Genomic DNA, 23696 nt, shown 5'->3' on the forward strand with positions numbered 1-23696 from the left:
AACCTCGACCACTATCCTTTCTCTTTCACTGCTAAGACAACTGAGGAAAACGGCAACGCTTCCTAAGGAAGCACGTAAATTGCTCGTCTTCACCGACAATAGACAAGACGCCTCTCTGCAAGCGGGTCACTTCAATGACTTTATAGAGATGACCCAACTGCGTTCAGCTCTCTATAAAGCCCTTCAGAACGTGGGTACGGATGGGGTTTCTTACGAGAAGTTGACCCAAGCAGTATTTGAAGCGATAGAGATTCCCTTTGAAGAGTACGCAGCATCGCCAGACGCGCTCTTTTCGGCCAAAACAGATGCAGAAAAAGCATTTAGGGACATCCTTGGCTATCGGATCTACCGCGATCTCGAACGAGGTTGGCGGATAATGTCACCGAACCTCGAGCAAACGGGCCTATTGAAATTCGCCTACAACGATATCGATGAAATAGTAAAATTAGATTCGCTTTGGTCTGACAGTCATTACGGACTGTCATCAGCCTCACCAGAACTCAGGAAGAAGATCGCCATCGTCCTCCTTGATTACCTGCGTCGGGAATTGGCCATAAAGGTCGATTTTCTAGAGGCGGAATTTCAAGAACGTCTTCAACAAAGATCGGGGCAACTTCTTAGACCACCATGGTCAATTGATGAAAACGAACAATTAACGCGGTCACAAATTGCATTTGTAGGCTCCAGAGGAAAAGCGAATCTCCAAGGAGCCGTATGGATATCTCGCCTCGGAGGATTCGGGCAGTGGCTGCGCAAGCCGTCTACCTTGGACCATTTGAACGTCCGGATTCCCTCCAATGAGGTCGAGACGGTAATTTCAGATCTACTCGAGGTTCTAACAACGAGTGGGGTAGCAGCTGAAGTACCACCTCCCAAAGGAACCACCAATAAGGGGTATCAACTAAAGGCCTCCGCTATGACTTGGTTCGTAGGCAATGGAGCTATCGCAGAAGATCCAATTCATATTCATCGTCCGCCAGCGGAAGGACGAAGACCCAATGAGTACTTCAAAAAGCTTTACACCGGAGCGGCGTCGTCTTTTGCCGGACTTGAGGCGCGTGAACATACCGCTCAAGTTCCGGCTGATATCAGGGAGGAGAGGGAACGACGCTTCCGCGAAGGAAAGTTAGCTGCTTTGTTCTGTTCTCCCACCATGGAACTAGGCGTAGACATTGCTGAGCTTGCAGTAGTAGGTCTACGAAATGTTCCACCAACACCTGCCAATTACGCCCAGAGATCAGGACGCGCAGGAAGGTCGGGGCAACCTGCACTTGTCTTTACATATGCGACAACAGGCTCACCTCATGACCAATACTTCTTCCGGCGACCCGACAAGATGATTTCTGGTCAGGTCACGCCACCTCGTCTTGACCTTGCGAATCAAGACCTTGTCAGGGCACATGTTCATTCTCTATGGCTTAGCTCTGCAAAGTTCAACCTTCACTCGAAGCTAACCGAGATACTTGATGTAAGTGGAGAAAGACCAAAGCTCACACTGCTCGACAGTGTTGCCGATGCACTGCAAGAGCGAACTCCTAGAGACAATGCCGCCAAAAAGGCAGTCAGTATGCTCGCTGATGTAAATTCACAACTTGAAGAATCCGGGTGGTGGAGCGACCAGTGGCTAAATGAAACCGTAAATTCAATAGCAATTAGATTCGACAGAGCTGCAGATCGATGGAGGGACCTTTATCGCGCGGCAAGTTCACAAGTAGCGCTGCAAAACCGCATCAGCAATGACGCCTCACGCTCTCAAGATGATCGAAGGAACGCCGATCGGCTGAGACAAGAGGCTAGGTCGCAACTCGAACTTCTGCTTGCTGAGACGCGTAATTCGTCAAGCCAATCGGACTTCTACTCCTACCGGTACTTTGCAGCTGAGGGCTTTCTCCCCGGATACTCCTTCCCTCGCCTACCTCTCTCAGCATTCATACCCGGAAGAAGGCGGGGATTTGGCGAAGATGGATTTCTATCGCGACCTCGTTTTCTTGCTATTAGCGAATTTGGCCCACGTAACTTCATTTATCACGAAGGTTCGCGCTACGAGGTGAACAGGGTGATAATTCCAATCGCCGGTGCTGAAGTGGGCGAACGCGCTGACCAACTCATAACGCGACGTGCAAAAGTCTGCGAAAGCTGCGGATACTTACATCCGATTGAAGGCGAAGCTGGTGTTGACCTGTGTGAAGGTTGCAACGTCGAATTAGGCGTCGCTATGAGCAACCTGTTTCGATTGGAAAATGTTGTCACAAAGCGCCGAGAGCGAATTAATTCAGACGAAGAGGAGAGGAGGCGTCACGGTTATGAGATACTTACCTCTTATCGTTTCGGCCAAACAACTCCCTTGCGAGGTAATGCGATCATCGACGACGAAGTTGCCATCAACTTCTCCTATAGTCAGGCAACAACTCTTTGGCGAATCAACTTAGGTTGGTCAAGACGATCGAACCCGTCGCAAAACGGCTTCGGCCTTGACATCGAGCGTGGATACTGGGCGACACGGCCAGAGAGCGACGGCACAGTTGAGAACGACGATCCAATCAATTCCAACGCAACGAAGGTTGTAGTACCTTTCGTAGAAGATACAAGAAACTCCCTAGTGGTCGAGGTGCAAGGACTGCCATCTGACAGCGCGGAGCGCATGGAGTTTATGGCTTCTCTACAGGCAGCCCTAAAAACTGCGATCCAGATTCAGTATCAGCTCGAAGATAACGAATTGAGCGCCGAACCGCTACCTAGCAACAACGATCGGCGAAGGCTCTTCTTTTATGAGTCGACTGAGGGTGGAGCTGGAGTTCTTCACCGTCTTATCGAAGAGCCTGATGCGCTAGCCAGAGTTGCTCTCGAGCTGTGCCACGTCGATCCAGAGACAGGAGAGGACAGAGAAGAACTAGGAGCATCTCACTGTAGTGTTGCATGCTACGACTGTCTCCTTTCATACTTCAACCAAGTCGATCACCGAATACTCAACAGGCACCGCGTAATTGGTTATCTAATGGATCTAACTCGTGCCAAAGTAGCGGCAACCGGTGGCGCTAGAGATGCAGAAGACGCAATGAAGAAGCTCAAAGCTGCTACGGCTAGCGATCTCGAGGATAAGTTCTTGGATTTTCTATCGGAGCGCGGTCTACACCTTCCATCAAGTGCCGCTCGCTTGGTCGAAGCGGCAAATTGCAGACCTGACTTTTTATATGAACGCGAATCAGTGGCCGTCTTCATCGATGGCCCGGTCCACAACTATCCAGAAGTTTCACTTCGTGACGAAACGGCGGCGAAAAGACTCCGCTCGCTTGGGTGGAGTGTTGTGCGGTTTAGTTATCAAGAGGATTGGTTGGATAAAGTTCGGTCGAGACCGGAGGTATTTGGAAAGGTGCAACCTTGACTTTTTCAATTGGAAGTCTCGTTAAAGCCAGAGGGCGAGATTGGGTAGTCTTACCCGAATCAGACGACACTTTACTGATCCTTAGACCACTCGGTGGCTCTGATCGAGAGATAGCAGGAGTTCTAACTTCACTTGAAACAGTTGCTCCGTCGTCCTTTTCTCTACCGACGATTGGCGACCTTGGTGATCTTGCTTCGGCGCGGATGCTGACCAACGCATTGAAGTTGGGGTTCCGTTCTTCTGCCGGTCCATTCCGCAGTTTTGGACGTCTTGGATTTGACCCCAGGCCATATCAATTTGTCCCCCTGATGATGGCACTCAAGCTTGATCCCGTAAGAATCTTGATCGCGGATGATGTTGGGATCGGAAAGACAGCAGAAGCTCTCATGATCGCAGCTGAGTTACTAGCACAAGGAGAGATCAACCGTCTAGCGGTTCTTTGCCCGCCTCACTTGGCAACGCAATGGCAACAGGAGATGGCCTCCAAGTTCGGCCTCGAAGCAGAGGTTGTATTGGCATCAACGGCAGCCACTCTAGAGCGAGGTTGTCGAACAGGCGAGACCCTCTTTGACCACTATCCAATCACAGTAGTTTCAACCGAATTCATCAAAGCTGAGAGACGTAGAGCGGAGTTTTTGCGTACAGCACCGGAACTTATTATCGTCGATGAAGCTCACGGTGCTTCAGCTGATCTACGATCTCGATCGTCACGTCACCAACGCCATGAATTGGTGAAGGCGCTGGCTAGCGACGAATCTCGCCACCTAATTTTAGTAACCGCGACACCACACTCTGGAAACGAGGGCGCATTTCGCTCACTCCTCGCCCTGCTCGATCAAGATTTTGCAAACTTACCTGAAGAACTCTCTGGGGATGCAAACCGTCGCATACGAGAGAGAGTGGCTCGTCATCTCGTCCAACGACGTAGGGCAGATCTAAAGAGTTACCTGGGAGAGACTTACTTTCCCGAAAGGTTATCGAGAGAAGTTGCATATCAGCTGTCAGATGAATACAAGGACCTCTTCGACCGAACGATATCGTATGCAGCTAGCCGGACTTCAGAGAACGAAGGAGATGAACGTCTAAAGCGCGTCACTTGGTGGTCGGTTCTGGCACTACTACGGGCGATGGCATCTTCACCTGCTGCAGCCGCCGCCACTCTCAGGAAGCGAGCGGAGACCGCTGGGGCAAAAGACGTGGAAGAGGTTGAGCGCATAGGACGTCAACGTGTCTTAGACCTTGGAGATGACGATGACTTATCTGAGATCGATGAAGGTTTAGGTGCAGATGACCGAGTTGTCGACGAAGGAGAGTCAGAGACACTTGAATCTTCGGAGAAACGACTCCTTCGCGATTTGGAGCGCCGAGCGCTAGCTTGTCAGGGCGATAAAGATGCGAAGTCGCAACAACTTGTAAAAGAGGTCAAGGGTCTGCTTGCAGAAGGATACTCACCGATCGTCTACTGCCGGTTCATAGCGACCGCAGACTACGTCGCTGATTACCTCAAGGAAAAGCTCAAAAACACAGAAGTTATTGCAGTCAGCGGTAGGGTTCCCTCTGCTCTTCGTCAAGATTTAGTCGAAACACTTATCGAACATCCAAAGAGGGTCTTAGTGGCGACTGACTGTCTTTCTGAAGGTATCAACCTCCAAGAGGGCTTTGACGCTGTCATACACTATGACCTTTCATGGAACCCAACACGCCATGAACAGCGGGAGGGACGAGTCGATCGATTCGGACAACGATCCAAAGAGGTCAGGGTTATCACGTGCTACGGAAGCGATAATCGCATCGACGGCCTAGTGATGGATGTACTTCTTCGAAAGCATCAGTCGATTCGAAATTCACTTGGAATATCGATTCCTATCCCCGGAGATCCAAACGCTGTAGTTGAGACACTCATCCGAGGAGTTCTGAGCAGCGGGGAACGTCTGGGGCAGGGAACCCAATTGACACTGGAAGGGTTGGGGCCGAGCGAACGTGAACTTGCTAGCGCATGGGAGATAAGCGCCGAGCGAGAGCGAAAGCTTAGGTCCATCTTTGCACAAGACACCCTGGGGCCTGACGTAGTTTCAATTGAATTGGAGTCGGTAAAGGAAGCAATAGGCAGCATCGCTGACATGAAAGCATTCGTTGAAGATGTGATTGGTTCAGTCGGCGGAAGTACGCTCGGCAATGACCCAGTAAGGATAAGCCTCCAAAACGCCCCGATTGCAATCAGAGAGCTGTCGGATAGTAAATCCGATAGCAAAAAGGACTTTTATCTGAGCTTTGATACTGGGGTCAATAGACCCAATGAGCGAAAGGCATCGAGAGTAGATTCATTTATCTCCGGGCTAGCGAGTTGGGTGGTGGACTCTGCCCTTGATAACTCCGGTCCAGCAGCTAGAGCGGGTGTTAGGCGGACGTCGGCTGTGGAAGAAGTGACTACGGTGCTAGTTACACGACTTCGATTTGAGCTCATATCACCCAAATCGCAGATGCTAGCAGAGGATCTTTTGATTACTGGCTATCGCGGATTTGGAGATGGGATCACTTGGCTAGATAACGCAAGTGCGGCCCAATTACTTGATGCTCAAGTGACCGGAAATGTACTTCAGTTTCAAGCAGAGGAGTTCATTGGCGACGCACTTAGCGACTATCACAACTGGATTGGCGAACTTGAAAATCAAGCTGAGCAACGGGGAGAGTTCCTCAAAGAGAGTCATAGACGAGTTCGTGAAGCTTCGAGAAGTCGCGGTGAAGTAGAGGTTAAATTGATGAAGCCCCTTGACATAATAGGCGTTTACCTTCTTCTTCCAGGAGGCGCCAAGTGAGTACCTCGGAAAGCCATGGAAGTGGCATTCGAAGCGTAGGGGGTCTACTACCGTCTGAGTTCTTGGCCAGAGTCCGCGATCCCAGAAGTGGCGTAGGCGGATTACGAGAGGCCGATTACCACTTAGCCGTAAACGAACGCTTGGGCGAGATAATCACGCGCTCTTGGAATCGCCTTGTAGAGGCGTGGCGTTCCTTTTCGGAACGCCTTCGAGAGTCGGATGATCCAACTGATACGGCTAGGGCACTAACAAGAGAGAAATGGCTAGGGCCGCTATTCAATGAACTAGGATTCGGTCGCCTATCGACGGCGAAGAGTATTGAAATCAACGGACAGATTTATCCGCTCTCAAATGAATGGCAGAAGGTACCGATTCACTTAGTCGGAGCCAAAGTTCCACTTGATCGTCGAAGTGCGGGGGTGCGGGGTGCGGCAGGCATGAGTCCGCACGCGCTGGTGCAAGAGATACTGAATAGATCCGAAACCTACCTGTGGGGTATGGTGTCAAACGGCCTGATATTGCGCCTCCTTCGCGACAGCACGAGCCTAACTCGCCAGTCATATCTTGAATTTGACCTAGAAGTCATCTTTTCAAATGAACGTTACGAGGACTTCGTCACGCTTTGGATGGTTATGCACCAGAGTCGCTTTGAAGGTGAAGATCTGACCCAGTGTTGGCTCGAAAAGTGGCGAGCAGAGATCAATACGTCGGGAGTAAGAGCCCTCGATGCACTTCGTGGTGGAGTAGAAAAAGCCATCGAGTCATTGGGGAGAGGATTTATAGCGCACCCCGATAATCAAAGTCTCAGGGAGGCTTTACGCAACCGGGATCTAACAGGTAGCGACTACTACAGAGAAATTCTTCGACTCGTTTATCGAATCTTGTTTCTCTTCGTTGCAGAAGATAGAGATCTTCTGCACGCTCCGGATATCGACAGAGAAATAAAAGACAGATATAAGAAGTGGTACTCTACTGAGAGATTGCGCAATCAAGCGTGGGGGATTCGCTCTGATAGACACGACGATATGTGGCAGATGCTTTCGGTCGTCATGGAGGGTCTTGGGAACCCCGATGGGATTTCCGATCTTGGCATAGCGCCTCTTGGAAGTTTTTTATGGTCAGAGGAGGCGATTTCCAACCTAGTCAAGTGCCGAATCGTCAACAGTTACTTTGGAGAGGCACTTGTTCATCTTTCGACGACACAGTCAGAAGGAGTTCGAAGAAGTGTTGACTTCGCCAACCTGGGAGCAGAAGAACTCGGAAGCGTCTACGAGGCTCTACTAGAGCTCTATCCTGAGATTGAAGTTGATACAGCTAGCTTCAAATTGCTTAGCTCCTCGGGAAATGAGAGAAAGACGTCGGGGAGCTACTATACCCCGAGTGAATTGGTCGCTAGCCTTTTAGAAAGCGCCCTTGACCCTGTATTGGAACGTGCTGCTAAGGAGAAGGACCCCGAAAGTGCAATACTTGCGCTCAAAGTCTTCGACCCTGCTTGTGGTAGTGGCCACTTCTTGATAGCCGCAGCGCACCGGATCGCTCAAAAGTTAGCTCAAGTTAGAACAGGGGAGCCCGAAGCTTCACCGTCTGAAGTCCGCCACGCACTTCGAGAGGTAGTTGCGAAGTGCTGTTACGGAGTCGACATCAATCCAATGGCGGTGGAATTAGCTAAAGTGAGCCTTTGGATGGAGGCGATGGAGGCTGGTAAACCACTTACATTTTTGGAGCGACATATCGTTGTCGGAAATGCGCTGTTTGGCACAACGCCGGCGCTAGTCGCCGCGGGCGTCCCGGACGAAGCGTACAACTACCTTGAAGGAGACTCCAAACCCAAGATCAAGGACACGAAAGCTCTAAATAAGAAGATCCGACTACAGGGTCTACAAACTCTGAACCTGCTCGCTAGTGCCCCGAAGACCTCTGATATTGTTGACAAGGTAGTGCTTCTTGAATCGCTACCGGACGATGACCTAATGGGCATTCAAAGAAAGGCTGCGCTCTGGGACGAACTTAAATCTTCGTCTGAGCTGGAGACTACAAAGCTCGCAGCAGATGTTTGGTGTGCCGCGTTTGTAAATGAGAAATTACCTGACGCCGCGGAGATAACAACTGAGACCGTAAATCGGGCGCTAGAAATTGGGCGGTCAGGGGTTGCGTTACGGGAATTAGAGGCGGTAGATAGGCTGGCCAATCAGTATCGATTCCTGCATCTTCACGTTGTATTTCCTGAAATCTTTAGAAGCTCCGCAAGTGGAAGAGGTGGTCAGGATCTTGGCTGGGCGGGCGGGTTTGACGTTGTACTTGGTAACCCCCCGTGGGAGAAGGTAAAGCTCGCCGAGAAGGAGTTCTTTGCGACCAGCGCACCCGAGATCGTTAAAGCAAAAGGGGCTAATCGTAAAGCGCTAATCAAGAAGTTAGAAGTTGAAGATCCAGGGCTCTTTGCTTCGTATCAAAGTGCTCTACGCCAAGCATCTGGTGAAAGTAGCTTTCTTATAAAAAGCGGTCGATATCCTCTCACTGGAAAAGGCGACGTAAACACTTACGCGATCTTCGCTGAGATGGCACGAACTTCACTTAGCCCGACAGGGCAGTGTGGGATAATCGTCCCTACTGGAATAGCTACAGATGATAGTACCAGTGTGTTCTTCAGCGATCTAACAGGGCGTCAATCGATAGTTAGTCTTTATGACTTTGAGAATTCTAAGCCAGTATTTCCGGGCGTCCATCGCAGCTATAAATTTTGCCTCCTTACAATCACTGGATCCGCGCTACCAGCCAAAGCGGGTACCGATTTCGTCTTCTTTGCACATGAACTATCTGATTTGAGTAACGCAGATCGTCGGATCCGAATTAGTGCTGATGAAATCAGACTATTTAATCCCAACACGGGCACAACGCCAATATTTAGAAACCGGAACGACGCTGAGATAGCCAAGCAGGTATACCAGAAAGTTCCAGTCTTGATCAAAGAGGGGCCACCGGAGGAAAACCCATGGGGAATTAGCTTCAAACGACTCTTCGACATGACCAACGACTCTGCTCTCTTTGCGACGCGGTCTCAGTGCGAGGAGGCGGGCGCAAAGCTGGAAGGAAATATCTTCGTCAACGAAGATGGAACGCGTCTTCTACCTCTCTATGAGGGCAAACTGATTCACCACTTCGACCACCGCTTTGCAACTTACGAAGGAGTCACGGGGGACAAACCAGACGAGGTGAGTAGTCGCAGCAAAGAAGATCCGAACTTTACGGTTTTACCCTGGTATTGGGTTCCCGAACACGAGGTGGACGCAAAACTGGAGGGTTGGGATCGCAAGTGGTTGATGGGCTTTCGAGGCATTGCCAGGACAACGGACGAGAGAACGGTAATTTCTGCCGTTTACCCAGTTACCGCTGTTGGCAACAGCCTACCGCTTCTACGCTCGATGGTCGCGAATGGCCACTTGGCGGGAGCATTGATCGCTTGTATTTCATCCTATGCCCTCGACCTTATTACCCGCATGAAGGTGGGAGGGTCAAACTTCAACTTTTATATCGTTAAGCAGCTCCCTGTTCTTCCACCAGATGCATTCGAAACACTAGCAACATGGTCAGACGTAAATTCAGAAACGGTGGCAGCATGGATATCACGCAGGGTAGTAGAGCTAACGTATACATCCCCGGACATGAAACCATGGGCGGAAGAATTGGGATATGACGGACCGCCGTTTAGCTTCAATGAAGAAAGGCGACAAATTCTCAGGGCAGAGCTCGATGCATGCTTCTTTCATCTGTATGGATACAGCAAAGAGCAGGTCGAATATGCGATGGACAGCTTCCCAATCGTAAAAAAGAATGACATTGACGAATTTGGGAGCTACCTCACAAAAGAGCTGATTCTCAAGGAATTCGATGCGATGCAAACTGCCTGATAAACAAAGAGCACCCTACTTCGAAAAGGAGCACGCCACTACGGCGCGTCGCTTAACACTTCACAAATTGCAAATACAGGTGTAATTGATTCACCAACTTACCAAAGGAAACCGTGATTGGATACAAACGTAGTTCCACCAAAAGATGTATTCTCGAACAATCTCCAGTACTTTATACCGCTTTTTCAACGGCCATATGTTTGGACTGAGAAAGACCAATGGCAATATTTATGGGAAGATATAGCTTCCCTAGCCGACGCTGAAGATAGGGGAGTACCACTACCAAGGCACTTTTTAGGCGCAATAGTTCTCCAAGAGCAATCAACGCGCGCCAGCGACATCAGGAGATTTCTAGTCGTGGACGGTCAGCAGCGGCTAACAACACTCCTTGTTATCTTCGATGCGGTCAGCAGATCTTTGAATTCAATTGGCGAAAATCGATTGTCGCGAAAGCTCTCCAAGCTAGTCGAAAACGATAGCGACTATGTAAAGCACGAAAAAGATCGTTATAAAGTACTTCCGACAAACAGCGATCGGAAGGCATTTGAGCAAGTGATGACTCATGGTTACGAGGCGATCCAGCAAGACGCTTTAGGGCAGAATCGAATCGCTCAAGCCCATAATTATTTCTTTCATAGATCAAAGGAGTGGCTAGCCGAAAACAAAAACTCATCTACCCACGCAGAAGCACTCGCTGATACGCTTATGGCCCACCTTGAACTTGTGTCGATAACTCTCACGGTGGACGAAAATCCTCAGCAAATCTTTGAAACCTTAAATGCCAGAGGTAACCCTCTGACCGCAGTAGACCTGATCAAGAATTATGTTTTCCAAAACCTCGCAGGTGATGATCGAATACAAGAAAAATTTTACCTCGACTATTGGAAGATTTTTGAAGAAGAATTTTGGAACTCTGAAATTACTGTAGGTCGACTGAGGATGGCAAGATCGTCTCAATTTATTACCCATTGGCTAATCGCAACTACTGGTAGAGAAGTAATTACAACTGAGGTCTTCAACACCTTCAAAGGTTTCACAAAGACGTCGGGTAAAGCGATCGAAGAAGTCGTTCCGAATTTATCTCAGCTAGCTAAAAGCTATCAGGTTTTGATTGAAGCAGAGAAGAGCAGTGCTACGAGTGTTGACCTTTTGCCTACATTTCTTTACCGCACTCGAATTATTAATGCTTCGACGGTCATTCCGCTTTTCTTATGGCTTATCAATCCAGAATTGCCTGCAATACCATCCGACCAAATGGAAAAGGCAATTGACTCGCTCGAAAGTTGGATGGTACGGAGGGCGATTCTTTCAGTCACAACAAAAAACTACAACCGCTTTATTCTAGACATAATTACAAAACTCAACTCCACAAGTCGAACTAGGGTAGGCGACGCGATTAGGGATATCCTCGAGAATGAAACGGGTGAATCAACTTTTTGGCCTTCAGACGAGATGATTCGCGAAGTACTCTTCCAGTTCCCTACCTACAAAACGTTGGGCAAAGCGCAAACGCGAATGCTGCTTGAAGCCATTGAAGACTACAAGCGAGGGTACCCCGAAAAGTCAAGTTCCAGCTTCCATGAAGCACCTCTAAAACGAGACATTTGTAGTGTCGAGCATATTATGCCTCAAAAGTGGGAATCTAATTGGAACGCTCCGATCGACGATTCAGCATATGATCGCAACCTCACGGTACATCTATTGGGAAACCTAACACTCGTGAAGGATAAGCTAAACAGCTCGCTTTCTAACGCAAAGTGGCAAGGTGTAGGAGGAAAACGCCAGAAAATGGAAGCCTCGACTTCGATTCTTCTAACTCGTGAAGTAGTGGAACTCGGCAAAAACGAATGGACCGATGAAATTATTACAGATCGAACAAGGTCGCTTATAGAGGCTGTCCTAAAGATTTGGGAGTCACCCACGAAGCACAAAAGTGAACTTTACCATCGAGTCTTGCCGAAACTCCAAGTAAGTCCTATGTTAGACGACCGGCCCTCAATTTACCAACTGCTAAGACTAGGCGTATTGAAGGTGGGACAAATTCTGTACGCGGGACCAGCTCGCTTTCAGGACCGTACTTGTGTTGTAACTGCCAGTGGTTACCTCGAATGCTATGGCAATACCTTTGAATTTCCAACAGGGGCCGCTAAAGCCGTAAATGGTAACCAATCTGTCAATGGGTGGACATTTTGGAGGACGTCAAATGCGGGCAAAGAAACTCTGAGCGATCTATGGCAATCGTACCAATTGAGACTGGGCAAGTAATTTATAGATGGGGTAAGAGCCCTTCATTTCCAGAGAATTTCTAAAGTGCGAACTGTCAGATGTATAATCAATTTCGATGAATAATGCAATCGAGTTCTTTCCATTACGCAAAGATAGATTCAGCGATGAGGTGAAATTACTTCCTGCGAGTGTCCCTGTTGAAATTTCTTAGGTTCAACGAGAAATGATGACCATCCGCAAAAGGGAGTCCGGACTAACCTGCGACAATAAATTGGTCATCCACGCCAAGATAGGATTGTGCCTCTAATGTCCACGGTGTTGGAATTTAAGCTCCATCAGCTTGGCTGGTTCTCATTTGAACAGTTGTGTCGGACAATCGTGCGCGAGAGTTGGCGCCAACCTGTGGAGGTGTATTCAAGGGGACCTGACGGGGGTAGGGATGGCTTCCTTTATGGGAATCGGCAAACGGGATCGACATTGTCACCCACAATCCTGCAATTCAAACATAGCTCAGCCGCTGATGCACACTTCTCTCCCTCAAAACTAAAGCTCGAACTGGATAAGGTCAAGAAACACGTCTTAGAAGGGAGATGTGAGGTCTACGTTCTAATGACCAACTTCAAAGTTACAGGTGACTCGGCTTCAGAAATCCAGAATTTATTCAAGGAAATCGGCGTGCGTGAGGTAATTATTATGGGGTACGAGGCGCTGTGTGAAATACTTACTGAACAAAAAACACTACGTTCCATGGTACCGCGGCTCTACGGGCTTGGAGACCTTAGTGAGATTTTAGATGAGCGACATTATGCTCAGGCTGAAGAAATCCTGGCACTGATGCACGATCATCTTGCGAGACTAGTTCCGGTTAGGGCTCATCGTGCAGCGGCTAAGGCCCTAAGGAACCAGCGATTCGCGCTTTTAATAGGTAAACCTGGTTCAGGAAAGACTTCGATTGCCGCCAGCCTAGCCATCGGAGCGATGGACCTTTGTGACGCTAGGCCAGTAATGTTATCTCGGATCGATGATCTACATGAACGATGGAACCCCCGAGATCCGAATCAATTATTTTGGCTTGATGACGGCTTCGGTGTTACACAATATGATTCCACAACAGCTGAGGCTTGGAATCGTGCCGCAAGTCAAATCGCTGCCGCCATTAGAGGTGGTGCACGGTTCATTGTGACCTCGAGGGACTACGTATACGCGGCCGCGAGAAGAGATCTCAAGATCAGTGCATTCCCGCTACTTGAGGAGACAAGGGTCGTAATCGAGGTGGAGTCATTCTCACCGGAAGAACGTGAACAAATACTTTACAATCACCTCAGACTAGGAAACCAGCAAAACGAAGTGCTTATGTCCATGAGTCCTATTGACCTAGAGGAAGTGGCAGCGGACGCAAGTTTTCTTCCGGAAATTGCACGTCGGCTCGGGGAGCCCCTGTTTACACAAGGTTTGCGAGTAAGTAAGCTCGATAGTCTCCTGGATTTCTTCCGCAAGCCCACCGCCTTCTTACTTGAAGTACTTACGAACCTAGACGTTGCCTCTCAGGCCGCTCTAGGCTTGGTGCATCTTCACAGCAATCATCTACCAAGCCCTTACGTTGCGACAGACGACGATAAGGAATTCCTTCAACGACTCGGAGTGTCACTAGGCGCAGTCCTTCGAGCACTTCCTACACTTGAGGGTAGCTTCCTAAGGTTGACCTCGGTCGCCGGGGAACGCTGGTGGAAGTTTCAACATCCAACCTTCACGGATGTATATCAAGGCTGGATCGAAAAGGAGCCCGAGCTTCTAGCTGAATACATCGGAAGTGCCCGGTTGGACGATCTAATCCGGACTATCACTTGCGGGAATGTGGGGATCAAGGGCGCGGTAGTTGTTCCTACCTCTCTCTGGGAGAACGTGTCAGCTCGATTGATAAAGATTCAATCGTCATCAAAACTGCCCCGTATAACAGTCGCTTGGAATGACGCAGTATTCCAATTTATCGCCAAACGCTGCGATAGAGAATTTCTCCGACTGCTTATTAATCGCAAACAGACTCTAGTCGAAGAGGCATTTACCATTGAATCGTCAATCTCAGGCTACACTTCCAAGCGACTACTTGCCCGTGTTCTCCTAGACGAGGGATTTGCTGGTGACTCAGACAGGGTGCGGCTCGTTGAATCGTTGACGCGGAAGGTTGTGGAAGAAATGGGCGGCTCCTTCTTCGCTGATGAAGAGTGGCTTGGGTTTTTCACTGAAGCCGAGCTTAATGAACTCGACCGAAGAGTACTTGAAGTGCTTAGCGACCTCGACGATTGGGTTAGGGACGAGTTGCAAGACCCAGAATTTGGCCTCGCTTTCGCAGACGAATCAGTCGCCGGGTACGAATCTCGATATTCGGGGAACCTTCACGTCCTAGAAGCGCGGCGACGTATTGAGGAATTTACTGACTATGAACCGGATGTCAACAGCGATGCTTGGGAAGATGAGGGTCTAGCAACCATGTCGGCACCATCCCAGGCAGCAGATTTAAATCGTAGCATTTTTGAGGATCTTACATTTTCTCGTGTTGGATAAGGACTCGCACGAACCTTCTCGCGATACGCGCCACGGTTTTGTTTAATTCGAAGGAGAAGGGTAGTCATGGAAGAATTGCGTCCACAAGAGGCAAGGCCTCGTCGAAGGTTTGACCCGTAACTTCAAAAAGTGACATTGCTCAAAAGTAATGCATTCAAACAGGTACAGATCTCAGAACCGATTCATTAGGCGGGTAGCTAATGAGTGAGGTATCTCTATCGACATGCCAGAAAGCGTTCTTATTTTTCAGAAGCGCGACTTCAGGGTCGATGAAACGGATTGACTTTGGGTTAGTGACATTACCTTTAACGGCTCCAGGGAGGGCTAGCAATAAGGAGGTGCGCTGCATTATGGATGCATCGCTTCTTTGAGGGCAAACTGATTCACCACTTCGACCACCGCTTTGCGACTTACGAAGGAGACACTGGAGACAAACCGGATGAGGTGAGTAGCCGCATCAGCAAGGAAGATCCGAACTTCGTCGTTCTGCCCCGTTATTGAGTTCCCGAACATGAGGTTGACGCAAAGCTGGAGGGTTGGGATCGTCAGGGGCTGATGAGCTTTAGAGGCATCACCAACACAACTATCGAAAAACCGTAATTTTTGCCGTTTACCCTATTTCCGGCATCGGTAACAGGCTACCCCTTCATCTCTTGACAGTCGCGAATGGTTAATTGGCGACATCGTTGATCGCTTGCCTTTCATCTTATGCGCTCGACTTTATTGCTCGGATGAAGGTCGGGCGAACTAATTTCAACTTTTATATTACAAAGCAGCTACCGCTCCTTCCTCCGTCAACATTCGATGAGACAGCGCTATGATCCGAAGTTACATCTGAGACGCTCGCTAGTTGGATATCCCGAAGGGTAGTGGAGCTAACGTGTACAACCCCGGATATGCAACCATGGGCAGAAGAAATGGGATTTCACAGTCCGCCGTTTAGCTTCAACGAAAAAAGGCGTCAACTTCTTAGAGCTGAATTAGTTGCGTGCTTTTCTAATCTATAAGGGTACCACAAAGAACAGGTGGAATACGCGAAGGATAGTTTTCCAATCGTAAATAGGCAAGACGTAGATATTTACGGTGAATATCGAACCAAGAGGATGATTGTTGAACACTTCGAAGACTACAACCGCTAGGGGCTGCGAGCGTTCGAATCATCGATCAACCGTGCTGACTACGGGCAACCGGTGAGGTGAAATGTATTCGCCGCGCCCGCATTCGCAATTGCAAACTCAAAGTTTACAAAACACACATCCATAAGCTATATTGTAAACCATGACAAGCGAACAAAGCTCCATCGGAATTCGCATCGAACGTGGTCGAAAGGCTTCTGGTCTATCGTTGCGTTCCCTAGGGGAAGAGGTAGGAATCTCACACACAGCTGTGAGCAAATATGAACAAGGCTCGGTTATACCTTCATCAACCATGTTGATAAAACTTTCGCGGGCTTTGGGAGTTCGGATTGAATACTTCCTTCGACCAGAGACTTATGAACTATCTAATATTCAATACCGAAAGAGGCAAGGTCTTACCAAAGCAGAACTTAGCGCCATTGAATTTGATGTCATGGATCAAATCGAGCGACAATTCGAACTCGAGTCACTCCTACCTTTACCAGAAAACAAATTAGGCAAGTGGTATTCTCAACCTTCAAAAATCGCCAATAATTACAGCGGCATCGAAGAGATCGCTGACGAAGCGCGAAGTAATTGGCATCTTGGCTCAAGCGCGATATCGAACTTCGTAGACATCGTAAAAGAGAAGGGAATCCGAATAATCTTCACGAAAGTCGAAATTCCTGCGAAATTCGATGGGCTTTCAGCAATGATTGGGGAAACACATCTAATTGTCGTGGCTAAAAATGTAACCGGGGACAGGCAGCGGTTCACGATTGCACACGAACTAGGTCACCTCGTGTTGGATAAGCGAATATCTTCAGAATTAGATATTGAAAAAGCATGCAACCGCTTTGCGGGCGCTTTTCTTTTACCAAGGACTTCTGTGATTGAACGACTCGGGCGGACACGTAAAGACATAGACATTGCAGAATTATCAATCCTAAAGGCTGAATTTGGAATAAGTATGGTCGGAATTCTCTACCGCGCACTTGATCTCGGCATAATAAGCCGCGAACTACATCGCAGGATGATGATAGATTTTCGCAAAAATGGTTGGAATAAGATTGAACCAGGAGATCAATACCCAACCGAAACTGATTATGCCTTTCAGCAGCTGATCTATCGTGCATTAAGCGAAGAATATATTGGCCCAAGCAAGGCCGCTGAACTCCTTGGAGTCTCAATTGATGAATTCAACGAAATACACGACTTCACTGCTACATGCGAGTAGTTGTCTCCGACGCAAATGTACTGATAGATCTCGTAGATGGCGGTATCGCATCTGCACTCAGTCACCTTCCGTACCAGATAGTGGTACCGGAAATACTTTTCGAAGAAGAACTTAGGGCCCGGCACGGCAATTTGCTCGATTTGGGCATTTCCACTGAACCATCGGCGGAAGATTCGATTTTAGAGGTTGAACGCCAAATTCGGAGATATCCACGAATAAGCCGCAACGATGCTTTTGCACTTGTGCTTGCACAAGAAAAGCAGTGTGTGCTTCTTACAGGGGACCAAAATCTTCGTAAAGCGGCAGAAAATTGTGAAATAGAGGTCCACGGAACAGTTCACCTTATTGAAAATTTTGTGGCGATGGATTTACTTACTACCGAACAGATACGCAGGGCCGTCGAACTAATGCGGTCTCGCGGAAGGAGGCTTCCTTGGGCTACAGTCGACCAACTAATTGGTAGATTGTGAAAGCCATGGCTTCTTACTTCATAAATTTTACATAATATATATTTTCGGCGTTTGTAAACAGGGCAGTCAAGCAACCTGTTGACGCATTACCAATGGCACCGCATCCGTCGTATTGGCCCATTACGGTTGTCTTTAATATCTTCATAGATCAACTTCGAACTCAATTCAACTGCGCAACTGTCGGTTGAATTTTTACTCTCCGGATTAGATCAGTGATTGAAGCAATTGGATACACATAATCTTCATTGACATTGGCGCTAGCTGGCCATTTGGGAACGTTCGAATTTCGTGAGCATTTGGAGTGATCCGAAAATATACAAATCTAAATTAGATCGTCCTACGTTAATGCCATCCCGAAGATATCGCATTTTACCACGCTGCGTGGTATGTGTCCCACATTGCGAACCCTAAAAGAATCTCTACAGCAAGTACTGCACCGAATTGCTGATTGTTTACCCGAAAACCATTTACAGCGAATCCTCCTGAATGAAGTTTGTACTTAGTTGGAAATAAGTACAAACTATCCCAATTGCATGTTTGAGATCGCTTTTATCACCTTAGTGACGTCCTATCTAGCGAACATCCATCTACCTCTGAGTGTCTACCGTTTGAATATTCGCTATCAAGTACTGTAGAACTTCTCGAAACTATCAATTATAAATGACCGCATCCTCCTCTCGACAGAGAAAATGATACCGAATACCGTATCATTTCGTCCCCCCTTGGCATTCACCCCCAGTTATCGGTACTAAAAATCCAATTGGCAGTTCTAGTAAGCCGAAAGCTTCCTAGCAAGTCTTTGGAGTGCCACTTTAGTCCGACTTCCCCACCAAAAGAGATCTTGACCATCTACGAAGATCACTTCAGAGATTGCACCTAGTTCAGGAAGTTGGCGTTTAGTAAATTTATATGGCTCGCTTGGGGCGATGATCAAATCGACTCGTCCTACAAAGTCCCCAAGGTCGATCTTTGAATATGTCGTTTCACCCCCAATAACCTCAAAGCCTAGGTGAGACAGGAGATCACCGCCATAAGTGTCAGGTCCGAGGGCCATATAGGGTCGTCGCCAAATTGGAACAAGAACTTTTATTCGAGAAGGTAACCTTATGAAATCATCGAACTTTGGAAGCTCTAAGTTGATAATCTTTGATAGCTCGGTAAAGTCGCGGTTCATGTCGGAAATTGATGATATTGAAGTTGCAAAAGTATCTATTTTGGCTTGCCGCAGAAGTTCGTAATCTGCAAGTAAATTCTCGTGGCGATCCAAAATTACAAGATCAGGCTCTAAGCTCGCTATCTTTGCCAAGTCAGGATCCTTCGTGCCTCCTATTAATGGTAAGTCATCGCGATTGCAGTACCTCGTAACGCCGACGACGTTAGCACCTGCTTCGAGAAGCGTTTCAGATATTGATGGCACCAAGGAGACAATTCTCATGGTATTTGAGCCTATTCAATTATTGACTTAGGGAGATTGCTGGATCGCTACGTCTCGCTCAATACTTGGATGTTTGCAGCAAATTTCCTTGCGAATCTATAAGTCCGCCAAAGGCATTTTGACATCGAACATCCTCGGAATCTCGTGTGTCAAATCATATCTAGCGAGCGCCGATGGAAGGCTCCCATTTAATTGATCCGCTACCAATATCAGCTTTGTATCCATAATGTAGATGGAGGAAACTAATGTGAAGTCCAAAAGGCATACCCGTTCTACTCAAGGTAAGCAGGGCGCAGGTGCGCAAGAAGATCGCCCAAGGGGACAAGATGCTAAATGGCGGTCAACCATAAGTGAAGTTGCCGCTTTGCCATAAAAGAACTAAGGCGCTGCAGTTACCGAGACGACCTGGCACCGATGGAAGAGTACCTACGCTGCATTGAAGGGAACCAAAGTAAAGCTTACTCATTGAACTTGAATCTAAAGAACCATCGTCTAAAGAGCATCGTTGCTGACCAGGCTCTTGATATTGCAATGGCCAAGGAGGTGACGATAAGAAACTTCTAACCCCGAATCGTCGTCGCATAGTAGTTCGCAAACTACAGATACGATTCGGGGTTTATAAAGAGACGAGCCTGCAAAATAGCAGTTCAAAATCGTTCTACGCAGCGCACCGTAGCGCCTGAACGCAAAAGTTCAGATCTAGACGAAGAGATCACGCAATTCCTTAGAACGTTTGCCCTAGGACACAAAGCTCAAGGTTACAAAAGAGCATACCTGACACGACGTTGTGGCGTTTTCCTGTTCGAACCTACTTGAAAATTGAAGCATCATCTATGTCAATTTGTGCAATCTTTGCAATTCTGATTAGGTCAGCATCGGAAGTTAGCAATGAAGCTTCGTATCTGCTCGCTACTGAAGCGATCATACAGTCGACCATGCCACGAGGTGTTATGCCTGAGAGGCGACATTTACGGTAAAGTCTCGCGGCACCTTCGAAATCTATGGCTGCATCGAAACCAAGAAGATCAAATCTAAGTAATAGACGGCGTAAGTCGGATTCATGCTGTTGGCTTCTTGCCTCAGCTATTATCTCCATGATTATTGGCTCTGTAACGACTAATGAACCGCTGTTACTTATAAGTTCGGTAATTCGCAAGTCAACCGAGCTTCCCGTAGCACGGTCGAATTCAATCCATGCCGATGTGTCAGCCAAAATCATCGAGGCGTCGGTTCGCCGTCTACTGGAATTTCACCGATAGCATGTGCACCACGCATCGCAAGAGCTTCTTCTCGGGTCATAGGTTGTCCTGCCATCCACCGCAAAGCTAAATTGACCGCTTCGGTTTTAGTGTGGATGCCGTACCGATCCATGATGGCTTCGAGGTAAACGCTCTCAATGTCAATATTGGTTCTGATCTTTGCCATACACCAACTATACACAAAGTATGTATAGTTAGTGTATTCTAGAAACGCTGTTTTTCGGGCTCTAGTTACAGTTGCTTGATTCGATACTCCCCTACCTAAGGTTAAGAGCCATACCTAAAAGTGCCTTCGGCGCTATGAACGTTGTTACTTCGCTTGATTTGTGTTTCCAAGAAAGCGAAGACAGAATAGCAATGAATAAGTATCCAGAGGAACTAGAGATAAAAGTAGCAGCGGCTCTCTATGAGCTCGACAAGTCGAATCCGCTAAAAGCTGGCGCAATTGCCAAGATTTAAACGAGATTACGGTATCAATCCAAACGTTTCTTTACCAGTGGAGTTCAGTGGGAAAAGCTGGAGCTACCAACCCTAAGGAATCGATCAAGAAGATCAGGTACTAAATAGAATTTCGTTAGCGCCGATAACGGGGGTAACCCTTGTGATCATCAAGGAATATTAATAGCTCGCGGATACCCCTTGATGCAATCGGCGCTAGGCCAGAGTCATCAATTATCATAACGTCTTTGGATCTTAGGTTGGCTAAGAGTGACTTGTGAGAACCGATAACTCTCGCTATGGCTATTCGGTCCAGTAGGTGAGATATTGGAAAGTAACGAATGGGTATGAACAGCCACAATTGCGCCATTGGCGATAGAGCAGACCAGATCCTGTGGCTGGCCCTGCCCCGTTGACGCTAACCTTTCGTGAGACTACTGAAGCAGAACCACCGAGTTGACGGGAAACGGTACTTAATAAGTCGTCACAACCGAATCCCCGGAGGAGTTCATCGCATTGTGAGATAGTGAATGAATCTCTTCGTGTAGCTCAGGTAATCGCGACCGGACCATCTCGAGTCTGATCACGCAGCATGATCTCGGTGGCCATGCGGCAACAGCCAACCTGTTTGGCAAATGTTCGCAGACTCTACCTCGGCTCCGAAGACGCTAGCCAGGGGCGCGCTGTTCGATGGTGAACCTCCGGCAATGGGAACACTTCCGATAATTGAATCGTGCACCATTGAATTCTTCTCGAGCGTTGCAATCACTTGCTGATGCAAAGCTCCTCGCACCGACTGGGATTGCGTAGCCAGTGACCACTCGAGAAGCCTCGTCCAGGTTTCTTGTGTTCTGACACCCAGTGGGAGCCACCGGGCAACGCAATCATCGCTGCGCCACGGGCTACATTCGGACATTTTGCTGCGTCGAGTTTTGCAATGGTCTGTATCTCACTGAGTTTGGGGTTCATCGAGACGACTTTTTGGTGTATCAGAGCCATTTCAAACGGGAACTCCTACATAATTCGGGTCAACCTCCTCGGAGGAAAACCCGTCCTTATGGTTAGTGCAGATGATATCCACCTCGGCCGCCAACGCCGCAGCAAGGACGTGCTCGCCATCGGGATCCTTTAATTCGGGATCGTCGAAGACGTAATACTCTGATTCCACGGCGACCATCGACTCAAGGAAGTGCTTCTCCAATAGCCAACGCAGCCGCGTTGCGTCCTTAGATGCGTTCGGGTTCTTGTCTGCGTACTTGCGGGCCAGTTTGGTCTCCAATTCGACCATGATGCTGTCAGACCAGCGAAATTCGATTAGACCAAACTGATGGGTTTAGATCAAGTAGTCGCGGACGGTCCTGCCAAACAGAACGTTGGTGTCCGTCAGGACAACGCGGAACATTAGTCGTCGAATCCAGCCTGTCAACGGCCATTTGAAAACATACTTATCGAGTTTCGTAAGTTTCGCCTCCACCGAGACCAGATTGGAGCTAATCCTTAGTAGAACAGATATTCTACTAAGGTGGCATGGTGGATATCTCAGGCTTTATGGTACGCTTCGCTTCAAAGTAAGCATGTGAAGATCATTTGATCAAATTGCTATTGCTATGAGGGATTAAGATGCTCAAAGTGTAACTTCGATCAATTTACTTTAGTAAGGCCAAATCATTTCAAGAAATGCAGCATCTCGAGCTCCACTTTTTCAATGTAAATCTTGTCACCGCCAAACTAGCGTTACCTCCGGAACCATCTTCCATCGAAGCCATATCTCTTTTTCCTAGTGGTTTTCTGCTATCTATCTATTGTCCAACGACAAGCGTGGTCTTTCAGCTACTACCCCCTAGCCATTAGAGCCCTTGCTAAATTCGTTCAAGTATCTTATTCGACTGGATGGTTGATGTTAAATAAGCTACCTAAGGCAATGGCTGAGCGTAATGGCTGAGCGCAATGGCTGAGCGCAATGGCTGAGCGTACCGGCTGACCGAGATGGTTTATACAAACTTGGAGAAAACGCCTGAGTAGATGAGTTCTTTTTAGGTGGTGAGAGCCATGGTGAAGACTAAAGAGGAAAAGCAACGACCCAAACCAATCTCCTAATTTGAATATCGATTAGCAATGGTGCTCCTACTCATTGCTTCATGGAAGTAATCAAAGATACCACTGCTAAATCACCCAAAGATGTTTTTGTGAGACGTTTAGATTCTAATACCAAGCTGATAAGTGATGGTAACCCAAGTTACGGGGTATGTGCTGAAAGACCTTGGACTAGCGCATTTTAGTCACTTTATCCAAAGACGAACAATCACATGTAACATTCAAATGGCTCAAGATCCTCAATTGTAAACTCCAAGAAATTTATCGACAGAACCTACCACGGACTCACCAAGAACATAAGCAACTTATGCCTCGAGGAATTCGCATACCGATTCAACGCAAGGCACTTTGAAATGTCCTTGGTAGAGCGACTTCTCAATACATGTGTGTTTGCGTCTCCACATCCGCTACTCCGCGAATCTGATTCCAAAATGGCTCTTGCTTACGAAACTTGATAAGTATGATTCAAAATGACAATCTGCCTTGACAACTTTGCTCCGACAAGATAGATTGACAATCGTGACGCATCCTGACCTAGCGGAAAGCGCGGGAAGTGACGATCCTGCAGTTGGGCTTCGAGCCGTTGCTTCCCTTCGACGGCTAGCCGAACAGTTGGAGTACTTGCACGTTGACAGAGCCCGCGACCTTGGTTGGTCGTGGTCCCAGATCGCCTCAGAGCTCGGTGTATCCAAGCAGGCTGTAAACCTAAAGCATGGATTCCGTGCTGACCCAAGCACTTAGAAAAGGAGCTGAGCAA

General features: G+C 48.0%; 14 protein-coding genes and 1 pseudogene. 10 read left to right on the plus strand and 5 right to left on the minus strand.

The window, feature by feature from the left end; translation table 11 throughout:
- Positions 1-79: 79 nt before the first annotated feature.
- From AXFE_RS07345 to AXFE_RS07365, 5 genes are all read left to right on the plus strand, one after another.
- On the plus strand, positions 80-3382 hold the full coding sequence (locus AXFE_RS07345; protein WP_052605250.1) for a helicase-related protein: 3303 nt from the start codon (positions 80-82) through the stop codon (positions 3380-3382).
- A complete protein-coding gene (locus AXFE_RS07350; RefSeq protein WP_052605251.1) occupies positions 3379-6198 on the plus strand; it encodes a helicase-related protein in 2820 nt (939 codons plus the stop codon). Before AXFE_RS07345 ends, AXFE_RS07350 begins: the two co-directional genes overlap by 4 nt.
- On the plus strand, positions 6195-10103 hold the full coding sequence (locus AXFE_RS07355; RefSeq protein ID WP_082058561.1) for an Eco57I restriction-modification methylase domain-containing protein: 3909 nt from the start codon (positions 6195-6197) through the stop codon (positions 10101-10103). The genes AXFE_RS07350 and AXFE_RS07355 overlap by 4 nt, the downstream gene beginning before the upstream one ends.
- 117 nt (positions 10104-10220) lie before the next feature.
- Positions 10221-12368 (plus strand): GmrSD restriction endonuclease domain-containing protein, encoded by a 2148-nt coding sequence (locus AXFE_RS07360; protein ID WP_052605252.1) that lies wholly within the window; start codon positions 10221-10223, stop codon positions 12366-12368.
- A gap of 438 nt (positions 12369-12806) precedes the next feature.
- The gene (locus AXFE_RS07365) at positions 12807-14891 is read left to right on the plus strand and encodes an nSTAND3 domain-containing NTPase (RefSeq protein ID WP_152625929.1); all 2085 of its coding nucleotides are present in this window, start codon (positions 12807-12809) and stop codon (positions 14889-14891) included.
- A 348-nt stretch (positions 14892-15239) separates the two neighbouring features.
- Here AXFE_RS07365 and AXFE_RS19930 read toward each other — a convergent pair whose 3' ends face one another.
- On the minus strand, positions 15240-15404 hold the full coding sequence (locus AXFE_RS19930; RefSeq protein ID WP_160291767.1) for a hypothetical protein: 165 nt from the start codon (positions 15402-15404) through the stop codon (positions 15240-15242).
- Between the two features lie 765 nt (positions 15405-16169).
- Between AXFE_RS19930 and AXFE_RS07370 the strand changes: the two genes are divergently transcribed.
- Both AXFE_RS07370 and AXFE_RS07375 read left to right on the plus strand, forming a co-directional pair.
- Positions 16170-17243, plus strand: coding sequence for a helix-turn-helix domain-containing protein (locus AXFE_RS07370; RefSeq protein ID WP_052605254.1), 1074 nt, complete (start codon positions 16170-16172; stop codon positions 17241-17243).
- On the plus strand, positions 17234-17713 hold the full coding sequence (locus tag AXFE_RS07375) for a PIN domain-containing protein (protein WP_052605255.1): 480 nt from the start codon (positions 17234-17236) through the stop codon (positions 17711-17713). The genes AXFE_RS07370 and AXFE_RS07375 overlap by 10 nt, the downstream gene beginning before the upstream one ends.
- 769 nt (positions 17714-18482) lie before the next feature.
- Here the strand turns inward: AXFE_RS07375 and AXFE_RS07380 are convergent.
- Entirely contained in the window at positions 18483-19148 is a 666-nt protein-coding gene (locus tag AXFE_RS07380; RefSeq protein WP_052605256.1) for a helical backbone metal receptor, read from the minus strand.
- Positions 19149-19395: 247 nt separating this feature from the next.
- Here AXFE_RS07380 and AXFE_RS21025 point away from each other — a divergent pair, with 247 nt between their 5' ends.
- Entirely contained in the window at positions 19396-19521 is a 126-nt protein-coding gene (locus tag AXFE_RS21025) for a hypothetical protein (RefSeq protein WP_268749146.1), read from the plus strand.
- 435 nt (positions 19522-19956) lie between these two features.
- On the opposite strand, the gene vapC is transcribed toward AXFE_RS21025, so the two are convergent.
- The 3 genes from vapC to AXFE_RS07405 all read right to left on the minus strand — a co-directional run bounded on the left by vapC (position 19957) and on the right by AXFE_RS07405 (position 22160).
- On the minus strand, positions 19957-20367 hold the full coding sequence (gene vapC / locus AXFE_RS07385; protein ID WP_052605257.1) for a type II toxin-antitoxin system VapC family toxin: 411 nt from the start codon (positions 20365-20367) through the stop codon (positions 19957-19959).
- On the minus strand, positions 20364-20573 hold the full coding sequence (locus AXFE_RS07390) for a type II toxin-antitoxin system VapB family antitoxin (RefSeq protein WP_052605258.1): 210 nt from the start codon (positions 20571-20573) through the stop codon (positions 20364-20366). Before AXFE_RS07390 ends, vapC begins: the two co-directional genes overlap by 4 nt.
- 1272 nt (positions 20574-21845) lie before the next feature.
- Positions 21846-22160, minus strand: coding sequence for a PIN domain-containing protein (locus AXFE_RS07405; RefSeq protein WP_268749148.1), 315 nt, complete (start codon positions 22158-22160; stop codon positions 21846-21848).
- A gap of 272 nt (positions 22161-22432) precedes the next feature.
- Here AXFE_RS07405 and AXFE_RS19140 point away from each other — a divergent pair.
- Positions 22433-23394, plus strand: a pseudogene (locus AXFE_RS19140) (IS1595 family transposase).
- 61 nt (positions 23395-23455) lie between these two features.
- Positions 23456-23680, plus strand: a complete 225-nt coding sequence (locus AXFE_RS07410) for a hypothetical protein (protein WP_052605268.1) — start codon at positions 23456-23458, stop codon at positions 23678-23680.
- The last annotated feature ends 16 nt before the right edge of the window (positions 23681-23696 follow it).

Origin of the sequence: Acidithrix ferrooxidans (assembly GCF_000949295.1) — a bacterium.
Taxonomy (GTDB): Bacteria; Actinomycetota; Acidimicrobiia; order Acidimicrobiales; family Acidimicrobiaceae; genus Acidithrix; species Acidithrix ferrooxidans.

Coding starts and splice junctions, on each gene's coding strand:
- AXFE_RS07380 (WP_052605256.1), bottom strand. CDS start 19,148: ATGAGAATTGTCTCCTTGGTGCCATCAATATCTGAAACGCTTCTCGAA.
- AXFE_RS19930 (WP_160291767.1), bottom strand. CDS start 15,404: ATGTTCGGGAACTCAATAACGGGGCAGAACGACGAAGTTCGGATCTTC.
- AXFE_RS07390 (WP_052605258.1), bottom strand. CDS start 20,573: ATGGCAAAGATCAGAACCAATATTGACATTGAGAGCGTTTACCTCGAA.
- AXFE_RS07370 (WP_052605254.1), top strand. CDS start 16,170: ATGACAAGCGAACAAAGCTCCATCGGAATTCGCATCGAACGTGGTCGA.
- AXFE_RS07375 (WP_052605255.1), top strand. CDS start 17,234: ATGCGAGTAGTTGTCTCCGACGCAAATGTACTGATAGATCTCGTAGAT.
- vapC (WP_052605257.1), bottom strand. CDS start 20,367: ATGATTTTGGCTGACACATCGGCATGGATTGAATTCGACCGTGCTACG.